The sequence below is a fragment of the Delftia sp. RIT313 genome, assembly GCF_000632165.1.
GTDB lineage: Bacteria > Pseudomonadota > Gammaproteobacteria > Burkholderiales > Burkholderiaceae_C > Comamonas > Comamonas acidovorans.
Genome location: NZ_JFYT01000103.1, coordinates 1 through 16,220, shown reverse-complemented (window position 1 = coordinate 16,220; position 16,220 = coordinate 1). Strand labels below are relative to the sequence as shown.

At 67.1% G+C, this 16,220-nt stretch carries 16 protein-coding genes; 8 read left to right on the top strand and 8 right to left on the bottom strand.

The genetic code is table 11. From position 1 onward, the window contains the following. The first annotated feature begins 44 nt into the window (after positions 1-44). Entirely contained in the window at positions 45-761 is a 717-nt protein-coding gene (locus tag BW39_RS28080) for a helix-turn-helix domain-containing protein (protein ID WP_442854818.1), read from the top strand. 84 nt (positions 762-845) lie between these two features. After that, positions 846-1,208, top strand: a complete 363-nt coding sequence (locus tag BW39_RS28075; RefSeq protein ID WP_043825497.1) for a VOC family protein — start codon at positions 846-848, stop codon at positions 1,206-1,208. Positions 1,209-1,260: 52 nt separating this feature from the next. Here the strand turns inward: BW39_RS28075 and BW39_RS28070 are convergent, their stop codons facing one another. Next, complete coding sequence (locus tag BW39_RS28070; protein WP_013801947.1) at positions 1,261-2,742, bottom strand: amino acid permease; 1,482 nt, start codon at positions 2,740-2,742, stop codon at positions 1,261-1,263. A 251-nt stretch (positions 2,743-2,993) separates the two neighbouring features. Continuing rightward, positions 2,994-3,884 (bottom strand): LysR family transcriptional regulator, encoded by an 891-nt coding sequence (locus BW39_RS28065; RefSeq protein WP_043825494.1) that lies wholly within the window; start codon positions 3,882-3,884, stop codon positions 2,994-2,996. 93 nt (positions 3,885-3,977) lie between these two features. On the opposite strand from BW39_RS28065, the gene BW39_RS28060 reads away from it, so the two are divergent. From BW39_RS28060 to BW39_RS28050, 3 genes are all read left to right on the top strand, one after another. Then, a complete protein-coding gene (locus BW39_RS28060; RefSeq protein ID WP_043825493.1) occupies positions 3,978-5,438 on the top strand; it encodes an MFS transporter in 1,461 nt (486 codons plus the stop codon). Between the two features lie 60 nt (positions 5,439-5,498). Continuing rightward, positions 5,499-6,311, top strand: a complete 813-nt coding sequence (locus BW39_RS28055) for an AraC family transcriptional regulator (protein WP_013801949.1) — start codon at positions 5,499-5,501, stop codon at positions 6,309-6,311. 76 nt (positions 6,312-6,387) lie between these two features. Then, positions 6,388-6,774 (top strand): cupin domain-containing protein, encoded by a 387-nt coding sequence (locus BW39_RS28050; RefSeq protein ID WP_043825491.1) that lies wholly within the window; start codon positions 6,388-6,390, stop codon positions 6,772-6,774. Between the two features lie 38 nt (positions 6,775-6,812). Here the strand turns inward: BW39_RS28050 and BW39_RS28045 are convergent, their stop codons facing one another. From BW39_RS28045 to BW39_RS28025, 5 genes are all read right to left on the bottom strand, one after another. Next, the gene (locus BW39_RS28045) at positions 6,813-7,745 is read right to left on the bottom strand and encodes an ankyrin repeat domain-containing protein (protein WP_043825490.1); all 933 of its coding nucleotides are present in this window, start codon (positions 7,743-7,745) and stop codon (positions 6,813-6,815) included. Between the two features lie 102 nt (positions 7,746-7,847). After that, positions 7,848-8,642: an ABC transporter ATP-binding protein gene (locus BW39_RS28040; RefSeq protein ID WP_012206116.1), complete on the bottom strand. Its 795-nt coding sequence runs from the start codon at positions 8,640-8,642 to the stop codon at positions 7,848-7,850. Positions 8,643-8,658: 16 nt separating this feature from the next. Further along, entirely contained in the window at positions 8,659-9,546 is an 888-nt protein-coding gene (locus BW39_RS28035) for an ABC transporter permease (protein ID WP_043825488.1), read from the bottom strand. Positions 9,547-9,669: 123 nt separating this feature from the next. After that, a complete protein-coding gene (locus BW39_RS28030) occupies positions 9,670-10,641 on the bottom strand; it encodes an ABC transporter substrate-binding protein (RefSeq protein ID WP_012206114.1) in 972 nt (323 codons plus the stop codon). 404 nt (positions 10,642-11,045) lie between these two features. Next, positions 11,046-12,746 carry an electron transfer flavoprotein-ubiquinone oxidoreductase gene (locus BW39_RS28025; protein WP_034394846.1) on the bottom strand — a complete coding sequence of 567 codons (1,701 nt, stop codon included), beginning with the start codon at positions 12,744-12,746 and terminating at the stop codon, positions 11,046-11,048. A 218-nt stretch (positions 12,747-12,964) separates the two neighbouring features. On the opposite strand from BW39_RS28025, the gene BW39_RS28020 reads away from it, so the two are divergent. Both BW39_RS28020 and BW39_RS28015 read left to right on the top strand, forming a co-directional pair. Then, positions 12,965-13,384 carry an acyl-CoA thioesterase gene (locus BW39_RS28020; RefSeq protein ID WP_043825487.1) on the top strand — a complete coding sequence of 140 codons (420 nt, stop codon included), beginning with the start codon at positions 12,965-12,967 and terminating at the stop codon, positions 13,382-13,384. A 148-nt stretch (positions 13,385-13,532) separates the two neighbouring features. Further along, the gene (locus BW39_RS28015) at positions 13,533-14,114 is read left to right on the top strand and encodes a GDSL-type esterase/lipase family protein (protein WP_043825486.1); all 582 of its coding nucleotides are present in this window, start codon (positions 13,533-13,535) and stop codon (positions 14,112-14,114) included. A 126-nt stretch (positions 14,115-14,240) separates the two neighbouring features. On the opposite strand, the gene argC is transcribed toward BW39_RS28015, so the two are convergent. Then, entirely contained in the window at positions 14,241-15,215 is a 975-nt protein-coding gene (gene argC / locus BW39_RS28010) for an N-acetyl-gamma-glutamyl-phosphate reductase (RefSeq protein ID WP_043825496.1), read from the bottom strand. Between the two features lie 119 nt (positions 15,216-15,334). Between argC and BW39_RS28005 the strand changes: the two genes are divergently transcribed. Next, positions 15,335-16,219, top strand: coding sequence for a LysR family transcriptional regulator (locus tag BW39_RS28005; RefSeq protein WP_043825485.1), 885 nt, complete (start codon positions 15,335-15,337; stop codon positions 16,217-16,219). Position 16,220 lies beyond the last annotated feature (1 nt).

Genomic DNA, 16,220 nt, shown 5'->3' with positions numbered 1-16,220 from the left:
CCAGCGCGGGCCGCGCAGCCACCCTGTCAGGCCCCACGACGCAGTTGCCCGCCTTGCAGCCGCACTTCCAGTGCCTGTGGAGCAGCACCGTGGCCCCGGACTATGCCGGTGGCTTTCTCGTGGTGCCCGACGGCTGCGTGGACATCGTCTGCAAGGGCGGGCAACTGCTGGCCGTGGGGCCTGACAGGGTGGCTGCGCGGCCCGCGCTGGTGCCGGGGTCCGAGGTATGGGGGGCGCGCTTCGGCCCAGGTGCGGCCAGCGCCTGGCTGGGCCTGCCCATGGACGAGATCGTGGGGCAGGCGGTGGAACTGGGCGATCTGCTGGGGCTGCGCGCGCGGGAGTGGGTGCATCGCATCAACGATGCGCAGCCGGGCGCAGGGCAGGCCGTGTTCATCCATGGACTGGTGCAAATGGGCCGCGACGCCCCGGCGCCGGACTGGCAGGCCATGGAGCTGTTCAATGTGGCGGCTGCAGCCGGGCGGGATGAATCCGGTGTGCTGGCCGCCATGCGCGCGCAGCTGGACATGCCCGAGCGCAGCCTGCGCCGCTTGTGCCACGCGCAGTTTGGCTACGGCCCAAAGACCCTGGAGCGCGTGCTGCGCTTTCAGCGCCTGCTGGCCCTGGCACGGTCGGACCGGCAGGCAGGTCTTGCGGCGCTGGCGGCGGACGCCGGGTATGCGGACCAGGCGCATCTGTCGCGCGAAGTGAGGGCGCTGTGCGGCATCACGCCCCGCGCTGCCCTGCAGCAACTGCTGGATTGAGCGGCCCGTCTGGCCGTTTTGTTCAAGACCGCTGCCACGGCGTGGCCGATGATGGCGGCCTACCAGCATTCAACGGAGCAGCACATGGGTATCAGGGGCAAGAACCACCAGATCGACAACATCGAGTTCAACGTGGCCGACATCGCACGCAGCAAGGCGTTCTACGGCGAGGCCTTCGGCTGGACCTTCACCGACTACGGGCCGAGCTACACCGAGTTCAGCGATGGCCGGCTGACGGGCGGCTTCACCACCGGCGAGGAGGTGCGGCCCGGCGGCCCGCTGGTCATCCTCTACGCCGACGATCTGGCCGAGGCGCAGCGCCGCGTGGAAGCGGCCGGGGCCGGGGCCGTGATCAGTCGCGCGGTGTTCGCGTTCCCGGGTGGCCGCAGGTTCCACTTCACCGATCCGGACGGCTACGAACTGGCCGTGTGGTCGGCAGAGGCCTGAAAGCCAACAGCCCGCATCTGCGGGCTGTTTTTCATGGGGACTGGGCCGGGCGTCAGTCGACGTTGGAGCCCAGCTGCATGTCCTTGTACTTCACGATGTGCGTGCCCTTGACCAGGCGGTAGCCGCCCCAGATCAGCAGGAACAGCGGCAGGCCGATGTAGGTGGCGACCACGCCGGTCCAGTCGATGCGGTCGGCCATGAAGGCCTCGTAGTTCTGGCCCAGGGTGATCACCATGCACAGCACGAAGGCGAAGATGGGGCCGAACGGGAACCAGGATGCGCGGTAGGGCAGCTGGTTCAGGTCCAGGCCCTGGGCCTCGAAGCCCTTGCGAAAGCGGTAGTGGCTGATGGCAATGCCCAGCCAGGCGATGAAGCCCGTCATGCCCGACAGATTCAGCAGCCAGATGTAGACCAGTTGCGGGCTGAAGATGTTGGTCAGGAAGCACAGCGCCGCCACCACGGTGGTGGCCAGCAGGGCCAGCGTGGGCACGCCGCGCTTGTTGACATACGAGAACATGCGTGGCGCCATGCGCTGGCAGGCCAGCGTGTAGAGCATGCGCGTGGAAGCGTACATGCCCGAATTGCCGGCCGACAGCACCGAGGTCAGCACCACGGCGTTCATCACGGCGGCGGCCGACAGCAGGCCCGCGCGCTCGAAGACCAGGGTGAAGGGGCTCACGCTGATGTCGCCCAGGTCATTCTTGAGCAGGTGCGGATCGGTGTAGGGGATCAGCAGGCTGATGACCAGAATGGCGAAGACGTAGAACAGCAAAATGCGCCAGAACACCTGGCGCACGGCGCGGGGCACGTTCTTGGCGGGGTTCTCGGATTCGCCGGCGGCAATGCCGATGAGCTCCGTGCCCTGGAAGGAGAAGCCCACGATCATGGCCACGCCGATCAGCGCCGAGAAACCGCCCGCAAAGGGCGCGTCGCCCTGGCTCCACAGGGCAAAGTTGCCCCAGACGCCTTCAGGCGCGCCGCCCCGCACGATGCCCAGGATCATGAGCACGCCGACGCCGATGAAGAGGATGACGGTGGTCACCTTGATGGCGGCGAACCAGTACTCGGCCTCGCCGAAGCCTTTGACCGAGATGGCGTTGAGGCCGAACATGATGGCCAGGAACAGGGCGCTCCACAGCATGCCGTTGCCGTCGGGGAACCAGTAGGCCATGACCAGCTGGGCGGCCACCAGGTCCACGGCAATGGTGACGGCCCAGTTGTACCAGTAGTTCCAGCCCAGCGCGAAGCCGAAGCCTTCGTCCACATAGCGCGCGCCGTAGGTGGCGAACGAGCCCGAGACGGGCAGGTTCGCGGCCATTTCGCCGAGGCTGGTCATGAGGAAGTAGACCATCAGGCCCACGATCATGTAGGCCAGCAGGGCGCCGCCGGGGCCGGCCTGCGAGATGGTGGCGCCCGAGGCAACGAAGAGGCCGGTGCCGATGGAGCCGCCGATGGCGATCATGGACAGATGCCGCGCCTTGAGTTCGCGCCTGAGCGCGGTGGGTGCGGCATTCTTGGAGTTGTCTGCTGCCATGGATGTGTCGATTGGTGGATCAGATCCCGCGCGGCCGCTGGCCGGCGCGGGGGCAGGAATGCAAAACAGGAAAAACAAAAGAGCCGCTGTGTCGCGGCCCCATCAAGGTGCATGCACCACGAAAAGGCGTGATTGTCCGAGAACGCTGCCATCGTGGAAAGGCAGGAGTTTAATCCCCCTTCACCCACATAAGCGGAACTGAATCCGAACGCACTGTGTGCATGGCGCCACGCCGTCTGCGGCCTGCCTGCCTACCACTGTGTCTGCGCCAGCAGCAGCTGGGCCAGTGCCTTGATGCGCGGCGAGGCCTGGCGCGTGCGCGGGTAGATCAGGGACAGTTCGCGGGCGCGGCCCTCGTGCTGGGGCAGCAGCCGCACCAGCCGGCCCGCCTGCAGGTGCTCGCGCACCGCGAACTCCATGACCTGGGCCACGCCCAGGCCGCCCAGCGAGCCTTCCACCAGCGGATCGCCGCTGTCGAAGGTCACGGTCTGCGGCGCAGGCCAGTCCAGCATCTCGCCATTGCCGGCCAGGAACTGCCAGGGCACGCGCCGGCCCAGGTAGTGGTTGTAGACGGCCATGCAGCTGTGCTGCGCCAACTCCTGCAGCGTCTGCGGCGTGCCGCGCGCCGCCAGGTAGGCGGGCGAGGCCACGGTCACCCAGCGCAGCGGCGGCAGGGCGCGGGCAATCATGCGGCTGTCTGCCAGCGGGCCTATGCGCACGGCCGCGTCAAAGCCTTCTTCCACCATGTCCACCATGCGGTCGGTGAAGCTGGTGTCGATCTGCAGCTGCGGATGCTCGCGCAGCAACTGCCCCAGCAGCGGCACCAGCACGATGCGGCCCAGCATGGACGGCGCCGTCATGCGCAGCACGCCGCTGGGGGCGCAGCGCCGGTCGCTGACCAGCTGGCGCGCCTCTTCCAGCCCGGCAATCAGCGGGGCGCAGCGGTCCACCAGCGCACAGCCATCAGGCGTGAGCGAGACGCTGCGCGTATTGCGGTGCAGCAGCCGCGTGCCCAGGTCTTTCTCCAGCTGCGCCACGGCGCGCGAGATGCGGGGCTGGCTGGTGCCCAGCAGCGTGGCGGCCTGGGTGAAGCTGCGGCTTTCGGCCACCTTGATGAGCAGGTGCACGGCGTTGAGATCCATGGCATGTCTCCAGATTCGATTAATGCAGTTTTGCATAAGAAAAATGAAAATCTGCTGTTTATCTTCACAAGTGCATTAATTAGGATCGGCGCCATGCCAATGACCGATTCCCCCGGCGCCCTGCGCCACCCGCGCGCCGCGCTGGCGCTGCTGTCCCTGTCCCAGCTGCTGATTGCGCTGGATGCCACCATCGTCTTCGTCGCGCTCGACGCCATGGGCCAGCAGCTGCAGATGGACGCGCACCATCTGCAATGGGTGGTCAGTGCCTACAGCGTGGCCTTTGGCGGCTGCCTGCTGCTGGGCGGGCGCTGCGCGGACCTGCTGGGCAAGCGGCGCATGTATGTGGCGGGCATGGCGCTGTTCGGCCTAGCCTCCCTGGTCGGCGGCTTTGCCTCGCAGCCCTGGCAGCTGGTGCTGGGCCGCGCAGGGCAGGGCGTGGCCGGGGCGCTGCTGTTTCCGGCCACGCTGTCGCTGATCAACACCTTGTATGCGGCCGGGCCCGAGCGCAACCGCGCCCTGGCCGTGTGGAGCATGGCGTCGGCCGGCGGGCTGGCGGCCGGCGCGCTGCTGGGCGGCGTGCTCACGCAGACGCTGGGCTGGAACTGGGTGCTGTGGGTGCTGGTGCCCGTGGCCTGGCCGTGTGCCATGGTGGCGCTGCGCTTTCTGCCGCCCTCGGCCCAGACCGGGCGCGCCGCGCCGGGCCAGGGCTTCGATCTGGCCGGCTGCCTGAGCGTGACCGTGGGCAGCAGCCTGCTGGTGACGGCCCTGGTGCAAGGCCCTGAATGGGGCTTTGCCAGCGCCGCCACGCTGGGGACGCTGGCCGTGGCCATGGCGGCGCTGGCCCTGTTCTGGCGCATCGAGGCCCGCATCGCCTCGCCGCTGATGCCGCTGTCCCTGCTGCGCGTGCCCAGCCTGCGCGCGGCCATGCTGCTGACCATGCTCTTCATGAGCAGCTTTGGCGTGCAGTACTACTTTCTGGCGCTGTATTTCCAGCAGATCTTCGGCTGGAGCCCGCTGCAGGCCGGCATGGCCTTTTTGCTGCCCACGGCGGTCTGCACGCTGGGCATCCGCTGGGCCCAACACTGGCTGCACCGCTCCACGCCGCGCGCCGTGCTGATGGGGGGCTGGGCCGCAGGCACCATCGGCCTGGCCTACATGGCCTGGGCGCTGCCGCTGGGCGGCAGCTATGTCTGGCTGGTGCCCGGCTTCGTGGTGCTCAGCCTGGGCCAGGGCGCGTGCTGGACCGCCATGTGGGTGGTGGCCGGCCAGGGCGTGGCGGCTGCGCAGCAGGGCGTGGCCTCGGGCATTGCGGCCACGGCCCAGCAAGTGGGCGCGGCGCTGGGGCTGGCCCTGCTGGTCATGGTGGCCACGGCGCCGCTGGCCGGCATCACGGCGCCCGATGCGCTGCGCGAGGCCACCGCCCGGGGGCTGCAGCAGGCCGAATGGGGCGCTGCACTGATCGCGCTGCTGGGGTGGGTGGTGTCTGCGGGCATGCGCCGCGCACCGTCAAGCCAGGACGTGCCGGGCGCGGAGCAGCCGGCCTGCTCGCCTTGAGGTCACTGGCCCGCAGTTACCATCTGCGGCTGCTTTGCACACCCCTCACCACCAACCCACATGGCAGAAACGAGCATCTCCAGCGACTGGGTCCGGCATTCGCAGCTGGGCGCAGGCCTGGAGCGCATCGAGGCCTACTTCGGCGGGCACGGCTATGCGCCCCACAGGCACGACACCTATGCACTGGGCCTGACGCTGTCCGGCGTGCAAAGCTTTGCCTACCGCCGCAGCCAGCGGCACAGCCTGCCGGGCGGCGCCATGGTGCTGCATCCCGATGAATTGCATGACGGCCACGCGGGCACCGACGCAGGTTTTCGCTACCGCATGGTCTATGTGGAGCCGGCCCTGATCCAGCAGGTGCTGGGCGGCAGGCCCTTGCCCTTTGTCGAGGGCGGGCTGTCTGCCGATCCGCGGCTCAAGGCCGCGCTGCTGCCGCTGCTGCAGGGCCTGGATGAAGACCTGGAGCCGCTGGCGCGCGACGACGCCATCTACGACCTGGCATGGGCGCTGGACGCCGTGGCGGGCCGCCGCAACGTCCGACGCCTGCCCGACCTGGGGGCCGTGGAGCGCGCCCGCGCCTGCATCCACGACGCGCTGGTGCAGGGCGTGACCCTGGATGCCCTGGCCCAGGCCAGCGGCCTGGACCGCTGGCGGCTGTGCCGTGACTTCCGCGCGCTCTACGGCACCAGCCCCTACCGCTACCTGACCATGCGCCGGCTGGACACCGTGCGGCGCCTGCTGCTGGTCGGGCAGGGCGTGGCCGATGCCGCACTGCAGGCCGGCTTCTTCGACCAGAGCCACATGGCGCGCCAGTTCGCCATGGCCTATGGCGTGCCGCCCGCACGCTGGCTCAGGCGCCTGGGCGCGGCCTGAGCTGCACGATCGTGCAAGACCGAAGGGATGGCGCTTCCTAGCATGGAGGCTTCACACGCTTTCATAAGGTCTGCCCATGACGTTCCCCGTTGGAAACCGCCCCTACGAGGCCATCAACTTCCCCGAGAAATTCAGCCGCTTCACCGGCCAGTGGAGCCCCCGCGTCGTCGCCGAGATGAACGACTACCAGTTCAAGATCGTGCGCGTGCAGGGCGAGTTCATCTGGCACTCGCATGCCGAAACGGATGAAGCCTTCCTGGTGCTGGACGGCGAACTGCGCATCGACTTCCGTGATGGCCATGTGCTGCTGCGCCAGGGCGAGCTGTACGTGGTCCCCAAAGGCACGGAGCACAAGCCCAGCGCCAAGCGGGAAGCCCGCCTCATGCTGATCGAGCCGCGCGGGGTGCTGAACACCGGGGAGGAAGGCGGCGAGAGGACGGCGATGAACGATGTGTGGGTTTAGCGGGACGGCGGTTGGCTGTCGCCGGGATGGCCGGCCAGCTAGAGAATGTCGCGCTCCCACTTCTGCGTTCCGTGCAGGCGGCGCGCCAGGCTGTCTATGCGCCACTGTCCCGCCTTGCGATGTACGGAGAAGCGGTGTTCGTACGCCATGGACTCGCTGGCGCGAAGAACGATGAGTTCCATTCTCGATGCAGATTGCTGGGTCACCGACAGCAGCAGGTCTTGCGCGGAGTGGTGGGTGGGTGTGCCGAAAGAGCTGTGGGCGTAGGCGCGCGGCTTGGAGGTGCAGTACTTGGCCACGATGTCCAGTTGCTCGGCCCAGAACTCAGGCGCGGCTGCGGATGCGGCGTGCCTGGCGACGCCTTTGCGTTCCCAGGCTTCCATGGCCAGGATGTAGGCGCGAACCACTCGTTCAGGCGTCTGCGTTTCGGTGCCCGGTGATGTGTCTGGCCAATCCTGAGCCTGCGGTGCTACAGGCGGTGGCGGGCTGGCACTGCCAGACCTCTCCAGCAGTGCCATGACCTGCGTATGTCCCTTGGCCCGGGCCAGCGCCCAGGCGTTTTCCTGGCGAAAATCCAGCGGTGCGGGATCGGCACCTGCCTCCAGAAGCAGGGCCACCAGTTCCGCATGGCCGGCCTGCGCGGCGCTCATCAGTGCCGTGCGGCCCAGCTCGGGCGAGGCGATTTCGATGTCGGCATTGTGCGAGAGCAGCATTGCGGCGATGGCCGCATCGCCCAGGCTCGCCGTCCAGGCCAGTGCCGTGCTTCCAAGCGCCTTGCATTGCAGGTTGAGCGATGCTCCATGGCGCAGCAGGGCGGCCACGGCCTGCGGCTGCCGCTGGATGCTTGCCTCGATCAGTGCCGTCCTGCCGGTTCCCTTGTGGCGCCAATCTATGTCTGCACCGCGGGCCAGCTGGGCCTCGATTGCAGCGACATCACCGGCACTTGCGGCCTTGAACAGGAGATGGGACATGGGGGATCGGTTTTCTGAAGTCAAAAGGCCAGGGCAGGGGCCGTGAAAAAGGGCGCCGCAGCGCCCTTTCATCTTATGCGGGCTGTTTCAGCCCAGCCCAGCTCAGCCCAGCAGCAGCGCGTCGTCGGCCAGCTTTTCGCCGCGCACCTTCTCGAACATGTGCAGCAGGTCTGGCACGTCCATGCGCGCACGCTCCTCGCCGCTGACGTCCAGCACGACCTGGCCCTGGTGCAGCATCACCGTGCGCTCGCCCACGTCCAGCGCCTGGCGCATGCTGTGGGTGACCATCATGGTGGTGAGCTTGGCCTCGGAGACGATGCGCGCCGTCAGCTGCAGCACGAAGTCGGCCGTGCGCGGGTCGAGCGCGGCGGTGTGCTCGTCCAGCAGCAGGATGCGCGAAGGCTGCAGCGCCGCCATCAGCAGGCTCACGGCCTGGCGTTGGCCGCCAGAGAGCAGGCCGATGCGGTCGGTCAGGCGGTTTTCCAGGCCCAGGCCCAGGATGGACAGGCGCTCGCGGAAGTTGTCGCGCATCTCGGCCTTGACGGCGCGGCTCAGGCGGCGGAAGGTGCCGCGGCGTTGGGCCAGGGCCATGTTTTCCTCGATGGTCAGGTCCTCGCAGGTGCCCGCCATGGGGTCCTGGAAGACACGGGCCACGCGTTCGGAACGTGCCCACACGGGCAGGCGCGTCATGTCCTGGCCGGCGATCTCGATGCGGCCCTTGTCCACGGACAGGTCGCCCGAGACGGCGTTCAGGAAGGTGGACTTGCCGGCGCCGTTGGAGCCGATGACGGTGACGAACTGGCCGTCGGGAATGTCCAGCGACATGCCGCGCAGCGCCCGCGTTTCGATGGGCGTGCCGGGGTTGAAGGTGATTTCGAGTTGTTGTGCGCTCAGCATGAGGGTTCTCCGGCGATCAGGACTTGCGCTGTGCAAATTTGCGCTTCAGTTGGGGGATCACCAGGGCGACGGTCACCAGCAGGGCGGTGACGAGGTTCAGATCCTGGGCCTTGAGGCCGATGAAATCGCTGTTGAGGGCCGCTGCAATGAAGAAGCGGTAGACGATGGCGCCCACCACCACGGCCAGCGTGGCCCAGACGATGCGGCGCGAAGGCAGGATGGATTCGCCCACGATCACGGCAGCCAGGCCGATGACGATGGTGCCGATGCCCATGGAAATGTCCGAGCCGCCCTGGGTCTGCACGAACAGCGCGCCGGCCAGGCCGACCAGACCGTTGGAGATCGCCATGCCCAGCAGGATCATGGCGCCGGTGTTCACGCCCTGCGAGCGTGCCATGCGGGCGTTGGAGCCCGTGGCGCGGATGGCCAGGCCCCGCTCGGTGGCGAAGAACCAGTCCAGGCCCAGCTTGGCGATCACGACGATCACGAACAGGATGACCGGGCGCATCACATAGTCAGCCACGCTGTCGGGCTGCAGCAGGGTGAACAGCGTGGTCTCGTTGATCAGCGGCACGTTGGGGCCGCCCATGATGCGCAGGTTGACCGAATACAGGCCGATCATCATCAGGATGGAGGCCAGCAGATCCATGATCTTCAGGCGCACATTGAGCCAGCCCGTGATCAGGCCCGCGACGGCGCCCGCGGCCGTGCCGGCCAGCGTGGCCAGCCAGGGATTGGTGCCCGTGGAAATCAGGATGGCGCAGACGGCGCCGCCCAGCGGGAAGCTGCCGTCCACCGTGAGGTCGGGAAAGCGCAGCAATCTGAACGAGATGAAGACGCCCAGCGCCACCAGGCTGAAGATCAGGCCGATCTCGACGGCACCGAGCAATGAGAAAAGAGACATAGGAGGAGCGACAGGCGCGTGGGACAGAAAACGACTTAAAAAAAGGGCAGGGCCATGTTGCCATGGCGCCTGCCACCGTGGGCGCACTGCCCGGGTTGGTCCCGGGCAGGCAAACCCCGGGTATTACTTGATCACCTGGGCGGCCGACTTGACCAGCGCGTCGGACAGCTTGACGCCTTGCTTCTCGGCGGCGCCGGGATTCACGAACAGCTCCATCTTGGTGCTGACTTCGGTCTTCATGTCGCCGGGCTTTTCGCCCTTGAGGATGCGCACCACCATGCGGCCGGTCTGCTCGCCCAGATCGCGGTAGTTGATGCCCAGGGCAGCCACGGCGCCGCGCTTGACGGAGTCGGTGTCCGAGGCCACCAGCGGGATCTTGGCGTCCTGGCCGACCTTGACCAGCGACTCGTAGGCCGAGACCACGTTGTTGTCGGTATTGGTATAGATCACATCGACCTTGCCGACCAGGCTGCGCGCGGCGCTGCTGACGTCCACGGAACGGGGTGCGGCGGCTTCCACCAGGGTCATGCCCAGCTTGGGCAGCAGGGCCTTGAGTTCCTTGACCACCACGGCGGAGTTGGCCTCGCCAGGGTTGTAGACCATGCCCACGCGCTTGGCGTTGGGCACGACCTGCTTGACCAGATCCATCTGCTTGTCCAGGGCCAGCAGGTCGGACACGCCGGTCACGTTGTTCTTGGACGGCTCCCAGCTGGGCACCAGCTTGGCGGCCACGGGGTCGGTCACGGCGGAGAACACCACGGGCACGGTCTTGGTCGATGCGACCACGGCCTGGGCCGAGGGCGTGGCGATGGCCACGATGGCGTCAGGCTTGTCGCCCACGAACTTGCGTGCGATCTGCGCGGCCGTGCCGGTGTTGCCCTGGGCACTTTGGTACTGCCACTTGAGGTTCTTGCCGGCTTCGTAGCCTGCTTCCTTGAGCGCGGCCTGCACGCCGTCGCGCACGGCGTCGAGTGCAGGGTGCTCGACGATGGCGGTCACTGCGACCGACTTCTCGTCAGCGGCGTGGGCGCCGCCCGCGATGGCGGAAATTGCCAGGGCCAGCGCGCCCAGGGGCGCCCAAGACAAGTGCTTCATACGTGTATCTCCAACGTGCTTGTGTTTGTTCCTGTTTGCTCAGCAGAAGGCCGCACAGGACGGTCGCGGCGCTTCGCGGCAAAGTCTACTGCAGCCGCCCTGTACGCCTTGGCGTTTGGACGACCCGGTTTTCACCTATAGGTTTGTATCTAAAAATTGGCATGAAATCTGCGGGGAATGCCCTAGGTGCAACTTTTTCATGCGTGTTGAACAGGTTTGGCGGTGCAGGTTTGCGTCTTCAGGGGCTTGTTTTGGGCTTTGTCGTGCATTTTTATTGCGTGCAAGCGCCTTTCGGATGGCCTTCTATGCTTTCTGGGCCTGCATGGCTTTGATGGCGCTCAAAGAAAAAGCCTGCACAAGCAGGCTTGGGCAGGCTTCAGAGGAAGGCCGGTGTGGCGTGCGGATCACATGCCCGCGTAGTTTGGCCCGCCGCCGCCTTCGGGCGTGACCCAGACGATGTTCTGCGTGGGGTCCTTGATGTCGCAGGTCTTGCAGTGCACGCAGTTCTGGGCGTTGATCTGCAGGCGCTTGCCGCCCTGGGCGGTGTCGTCCACGAACTCGTAGACGCCGGCCGGGCAGTAGCGCTGCTCGGGGCCTGCGTACTTGGCCAGGTTGATGGCCACGGGCACCGAGGCGTCCTTGAGCGTCAGGTGGGCAGGCTGGTCTTCGGCGTGGTTGGTGTTGCTGATGAAGACGCTGGACAGGCGGTCGAAGGTCAGCTTGCCATCGGGCTTGGGGTAGTCGATGGGTTTGCACTCGGCCGCAGGCTTCAGGTAGGCGTGGTCGGGCTTGTCGCGGTGCAGCGTCCAGGGGATGTTGCCCTTGAGCACGAACTGCTCGATGCCGTTCATCAGCGTGGCCGTGGTCAGGCCCTTCTTGAACCAAGCCTTGAAGTTGCGCGACTTGTTCAGCTCTTCGTACAGCCAGCTGTTCTCGAAGGCCTCTACATAGGCACCCAGCTCGTCGCCCTGGCGGCCCGCGACGATGGCGTCATAGGCGGCCTCGGCGGCCAGCATGCCGGTCTTGATGGCGGCATGGCTGCCCTTGATGCGGCTGACGTTCAGGAAACCTGCGTCGCAACCCACGAGCGCGCCGCCCGGGAACACGAACTTGGGCAGGGACAGCAGGCCGCCGGCCGTGATGGCGCGCGCGCCGTAGCCCAGGCGCTTGGCCGGCTTGATGCCCTTGGACTCGTCGCCTTCCAGGTAGTAGCGGATGTTGGGATGGGTCTTCCAGCGCTGGAATTCCTCGAAGGGGCTCAGGTAGGGGTTGGCATAGTCCAGGCCCGTGATGAAGCCCAGCGTGACCTTGTTGTCGTCCAGATGGTAGAGGAAGGCGCCGCCGTAGGTCTTGCTGTCCATGGGCCAGCCGGCCGTGTGCATCACGAAGCCGGGCTTGTGGCGTGCCGGGTCGATTTCCCACAGCTCCTTGATGCCCAGGCCGTAGCTTTGCGGGTCCTTGCCGGCGTCCAGCTGGTATTTGGCAATGATCTGCTTGCCCAGGTGGCCGCGTGAGCCTTCGGCAAAGATCGTGTACTTGGCGTGCAGCTCCATGCCCAGCTGGAACTCGCCCGTGGGCTCGCCGTCCTTGCCGATGCCCATGTTGCCGGTGGCCACGCCCTTGACCGAGCCGTCCTCGTTGTAGAGCACCTCGGCGGCAGCAAAGCCCGGGAAGATTTCAACGCCCAGTGCCTCGGCCTGCTCGCCCAGCCACTTGACCACGTAGCCCAGGCGAACGATGTAGTTGCCGTGGTTCTGGAAGCAGGCCGGCAGCAGGAAGTTGGGCGTGCGCAGGGCGGATTTCTCGCCCAGGAAGACCATGGCGTCATCGGTGACGGGCTGGGTCAGGGGCGCGCCCTTTTCCTTCCAGTCAGGGATCAGCTCGGTCAGCGCACGCGGGTCCATGATGGCGCCCGAGAGGATGTGGGCACCGGGCTCGGAGCCCTTTTCCAGCACGACGACGGAGACATCCTGGCCTTTTTCGGCCGCCAGCTGCTTGAGGCGGATGGCCGTGGCCAGGCCGCCGGGGCCGCCGCCAACCACCACCACGTCGTATTCCATGGCTTCGCGCGGCCCGTACTGGGCCAGGATTTCTTCGTTCGTCATCGGGGTGTCTCGCTTGGATATTGAAAAAACAGGATGTTCGGCAGACCGAACGTTCGTTCGGCTGCAGCGCAAATGCCGCAATGCGGTGGATTCTATGACGTGCGTGGACCCCGTCGTTGCTGATAGGTGACAGCGCGGGAATCCGCCCTGCTGCACAGTGACCGGGGGCTGTGGGGCATGGTGCCTTGCGGTGGCGCTACAACAAGGAGACTGCAGGCATGCGCATAGAGATTCCAGAATATAAAAAATGGGTTCACGAGATGCGATTCAAAGTGCGCTGGGGCGACATGGACGCCATGGGCCATGTCAACAACGCCATGTACTTCCGCTATCTGGAGACTGCCCGCATCGACTGGATGGTCGAAGCGGGCATGGCGCCTACGCCGGGCGGGCAGGGGCCGGTCATCGTCAATGCGTTCTGCAACTTCCACCAGCAGCTGGCCTATCCCGACGAGGTGCTGCTCAAGATGTACGTCAGCGACCCCGGCCGCACCACCTTCGAGACCTGGGGAACCATGGAACGCATCTCCGAGCCCGGCGTCATCTGCGCCGCCGGCGGCGGCACCGTGATCTGGGTGGACTTTCCCAGGCAGAAGGCCGTCGAGCTGCCGGGCTGGGTGCGGGAGATGGTGGGATAGCGGCCCTGGCGCCCTTCAGATGATGTGCCTGGGCACGGCACGCCAGGCCGTGGCGCCCGGAGTGCCTGCGGGCGAGGGAGCCTCGCGGATCATCGGATGAACGACACATGCCGTGTCGTCCATGCCCGCATTCCCCAGGAGGTTCGATATGGATTGGTTGCAAAAGCTGCTGTGCCGGCTGTTTGGCTATCGCTGCCCGTTGAGCATCGAGCTCAACGGCGACAGCATTCTCAACGGCTACGGCGTGGACATCACGCCGGTGCAGCGCATCCAGGCGGCACGCCCCTGGTGGACGCTGGATGACAGGTGCATCAACGGCCTGCGGCTGCAAAAACTCATGCTGACGTTTGCCGACGTGCCGCACAACAGCCGCGTCACGGTCATCGCCCTGGGCGCCAATGACGGCTTCGGCCTGGTCCCGCCAGACGAGTACCGGGCCGACCTGCTGGAGGCCGTGCGCATCAGCCGTGAATGCGGCTCCACTCCCGTGTTCACGGGCCTGCCCGGCATGCCGCTGGGGCGCTTTCCCGTGGAATGGACGGACAACCTGGACGCCCTGAACGCGGTGATGCACGACATCGCCACGCAACAGGGCATACCGCACGCCGGCTGGGATGCCGATTTTCGCGGTGACGAGGACCTGAACCCGGATGGCGTGCACCGCACCCAGGCCGCCAGCGACAGGTTGGCTCAGTTGCTGATCCAGACCATCGACAGGCTGCCCCGCTGAAACCGCAGGCCCGGGCCTGCCGAGCCGCACAGTTCGGGCCGACTGGAGCAGGACCTGCTTCGGTCTGGCTGGCAGCGAGGCGGCGGCCTGCTCGCCGCGTTCGGCAGGGTGCGCATGCCCCCTTGCTCAGAGGGGGAGGGGAATGCGCGACGGATTCGTTGAGCCGTGGAGCAGTGGCTGCAGCCCGAGCATCAGATCAAGGTTCTGCACCGCCGCGCCGGCAGCGCCCTTGCCCAGGTTGTCGAACACGGCGGTCAGCAGCACCTGCTCTTCCTGCGGCTGTCCGAACACCGCGAGCCGCATCTGGTTGCTGCCATTGAGCGCGCGCGGGTCGAGCCGCTGCGCATCGGCGTCCTCCTCCATGGGTTGCAGCTCGATGCAGGGCTGGCCCTGGTACCGCGCCTGCAGCGCAGCGTGCAGGCTGCGGGCGGTCACACCGGCGGGCAGCAGCCGCAGATGCAGGGCGATGGTCAGCACGATGCCTTGCCGGTAGTGGCCATAGGCCGGCACGAACACCGGCGCATGGGCCAGGCCGGCATGCTGCTGGATCTCGGGCACGTGCTTGTGGTGCAGCCCCAGGCCGTAGACCTGCAGGGGCACGGCAGTGGCGGCGGCAGCGCCCTCATGGTCCAGCAGTCCTGCGCGGCCCCGTCCCGAATAGCCCGATACCGCGTGAATGGCCAGCGGGTAGTCGGGGGGCAGCAGGCCCGCGTCGATCAAGGGCCTGAGCAGTGCCAGAGCACCTGTCGGATAGCAGCCGGGATTGCTGACGCGCCGGGCATGGGCGATGCGTTCAGCCTGGCCTGCCTCCAGTTCCGGCAGGCCATAGACCCAGCCCGGCGCGGTGCGATGCGCAGAACTCGCATCGATCACGCGCACGCCGGGCCGGCGCACCAGCGCCACGGCCTCGCGCGCAGCCTCGTCCGGCAGGCACAGCAAGGCGATGTCGCAGTCGTTGAGCGCCTCGGCGCGGTGCACCGTGCTTTTGCGCTGGTCGGCCGGCAGCTGCAGCAGGCGCAGGTCGGTCCGATCCGCCAGCCATTCGCGCACCTGCAGGCCGGTGGTGCCTTGGTCGCCATCGATGAAAACAAGAGAGGTCATGGGTTGCTCCGATTGGGTGTGGAGCGCATGGTGCAGCGCCTGCCGCATGCAAACCAGTTGAATCTGACAAACTACGGATTCATGATTCCTGAATTGCTGGCAACCTGGGACACCGCACCATGCGCGAAATCAATCTGGACCGTCTGCGCACCCTGCTGACGGTGGCCGACCTGGGCTCATTCGTTGCCGCCGCCAAGGTGCTGCACCTGGCGCCGCCCACGGTGACGCTGCATGTGGCGCAGCTCGAAGAGCGTCTGGGAACACGTCTATTGCACCGCGCACCGGCCGGCGTCACCTCCACATCGGCGGGCAGCCTGCTGATAGACAAGGCGCGCCAGCTCCTGGCCGAGGCCGACGATCTCCTGCAGACCGTGCAGCGCCAGATCGCCACGCGCGGGGGCCGCGTGCGCCTGGGCGCCTCCACCGGCGCACTCGCGCACCTCTTGCCCCAGGCGCTGGAAACCCTGGCCGCCAGGCATCCCGAGATCGATGTGCAAGTGGCGGTGATGACCAGCGAGGAGGCCCTGGCGCGCCTGGCTGCCGGCAGCCTGGACATCGGCATCGTCGCGCTGCCACAGCCCGTGCTGCGCGGGCTGCAGGTGCAGGCCTGGCGCCAGGACCCGGTGCTGGCCTTCATCCCGGCCGCCTGGAAGCCGCCGCGGCACATCACGCCCGCCTGGCTTGCGGCCCGCCCCCTGATCGCCAACGACCGTGGCACCCGGCTGTCGCGCCAGACCGCCGAATGGTTTGCCGCAGGCGGCGCCCAGCCGCAGGCACGCATCGAGCTGAACTACAACGACGCAATGAAGAGCCTGGTGGCAGCGGGCTACGGCGCCGCGCTGCTGCCCCATGAGGCCGGCGCACCGCAGCCTGACCCCCGCATCACCACGCGGCCCCTGCGGCCGGCACTGTCAAGGGCGTTGGGCATCGCGCATCGCAAACGGCCGGATGACGACGCGACGACGGTGACGATTGAGGTTTTGATGGGGATGCGGGGGCGTTGAA

Bases quoted from the DNA above. Each gene is read 5' to 3' on its own strand.
- BW39_RS28075 (WP_043825497.1), top strand. From the start codon at position 846: ATGGGTATCAGGGGCAAGAACCACCAGATCGACAACATCGAGTTCAAC.
- BW39_RS28070 (WP_013801947.1), bottom strand. From the start codon at position 2,742: ATGGCAGCAGACAACTCCAAGAATGCCGCACCCACCGCGCTCAGGCGC.
- BW39_RS28065 (WP_043825494.1), bottom strand. From the start codon at position 3,884: ATGGATCTCAACGCCGTGCACCTGCTCATCAAGGTGGCCGAAAGCCGC.
- BW39_RS28060 (WP_043825493.1), top strand. From the start codon at position 3,978: ATGCCAATGACCGATTCCCCCGGCGCCCTGCGCCACCCGCGCGCCGCG.
- BW39_RS28055 (WP_013801949.1), top strand. From the start codon at position 5,499: ATGGCAGAAACGAGCATCTCCAGCGACTGGGTCCGGCATTCGCAGCTG.
- BW39_RS28050 (WP_043825491.1), top strand. From the start codon at position 6,388: ATGACGTTCCCCGTTGGAAACCGCCCCTACGAGGCCATCAACTTCCCC.
- BW39_RS28045 (WP_043825490.1), bottom strand. From the start codon at position 7,745: ATGTCCCATCTCCTGTTCAAGGCCGCAAGTGCCGGTGATGTCGCTGCA.
- BW39_RS28040 (WP_012206116.1), bottom strand. From the start codon at position 8,642: ATGCTGAGCGCACAACAACTCGAAATCACCTTCAACCCCGGCACGCCC.
- BW39_RS28035 (WP_043825488.1), bottom strand. From the start codon at position 9,546: ATGTCTCTTTTCTCATTGCTCGGTGCCGTCGAGATCGGCCTGATCTTC.
- BW39_RS28030 (WP_012206114.1), bottom strand. From the start codon at position 10,641: ATGAAGCACTTGTCTTGGGCGCCCCTGGGCGCGCTGGCCCTGGCAATT.
- BW39_RS28025 (WP_034394846.1), bottom strand. From the start codon at position 12,746: ATGACGAACGAAGAAATCCTGGCCCAGTACGGGCCGCGCGAAGCCATG.
- BW39_RS28020 (WP_043825487.1), top strand. From the start codon at position 12,965: ATGCGCATAGAGATTCCAGAATATAAAAAATGGGTTCACGAGATGCGA.
- BW39_RS28015 (WP_043825486.1), top strand. From the start codon at position 13,533: ATGGATTGGTTGCAAAAGCTGCTGTGCCGGCTGTTTGGCTATCGCTGC.
- argC (WP_043825496.1), bottom strand. From the start codon at position 15,215: ATGACCTCTCTTGTTTTCATCGATGGCGACCAAGGCACCACCGGCCTG.
- BW39_RS28005 (WP_043825485.1), top strand. From the start codon at position 15,335: ATGCGCGAAATCAATCTGGACCGTCTGCGCACCCTGCTGACGGTGGCC.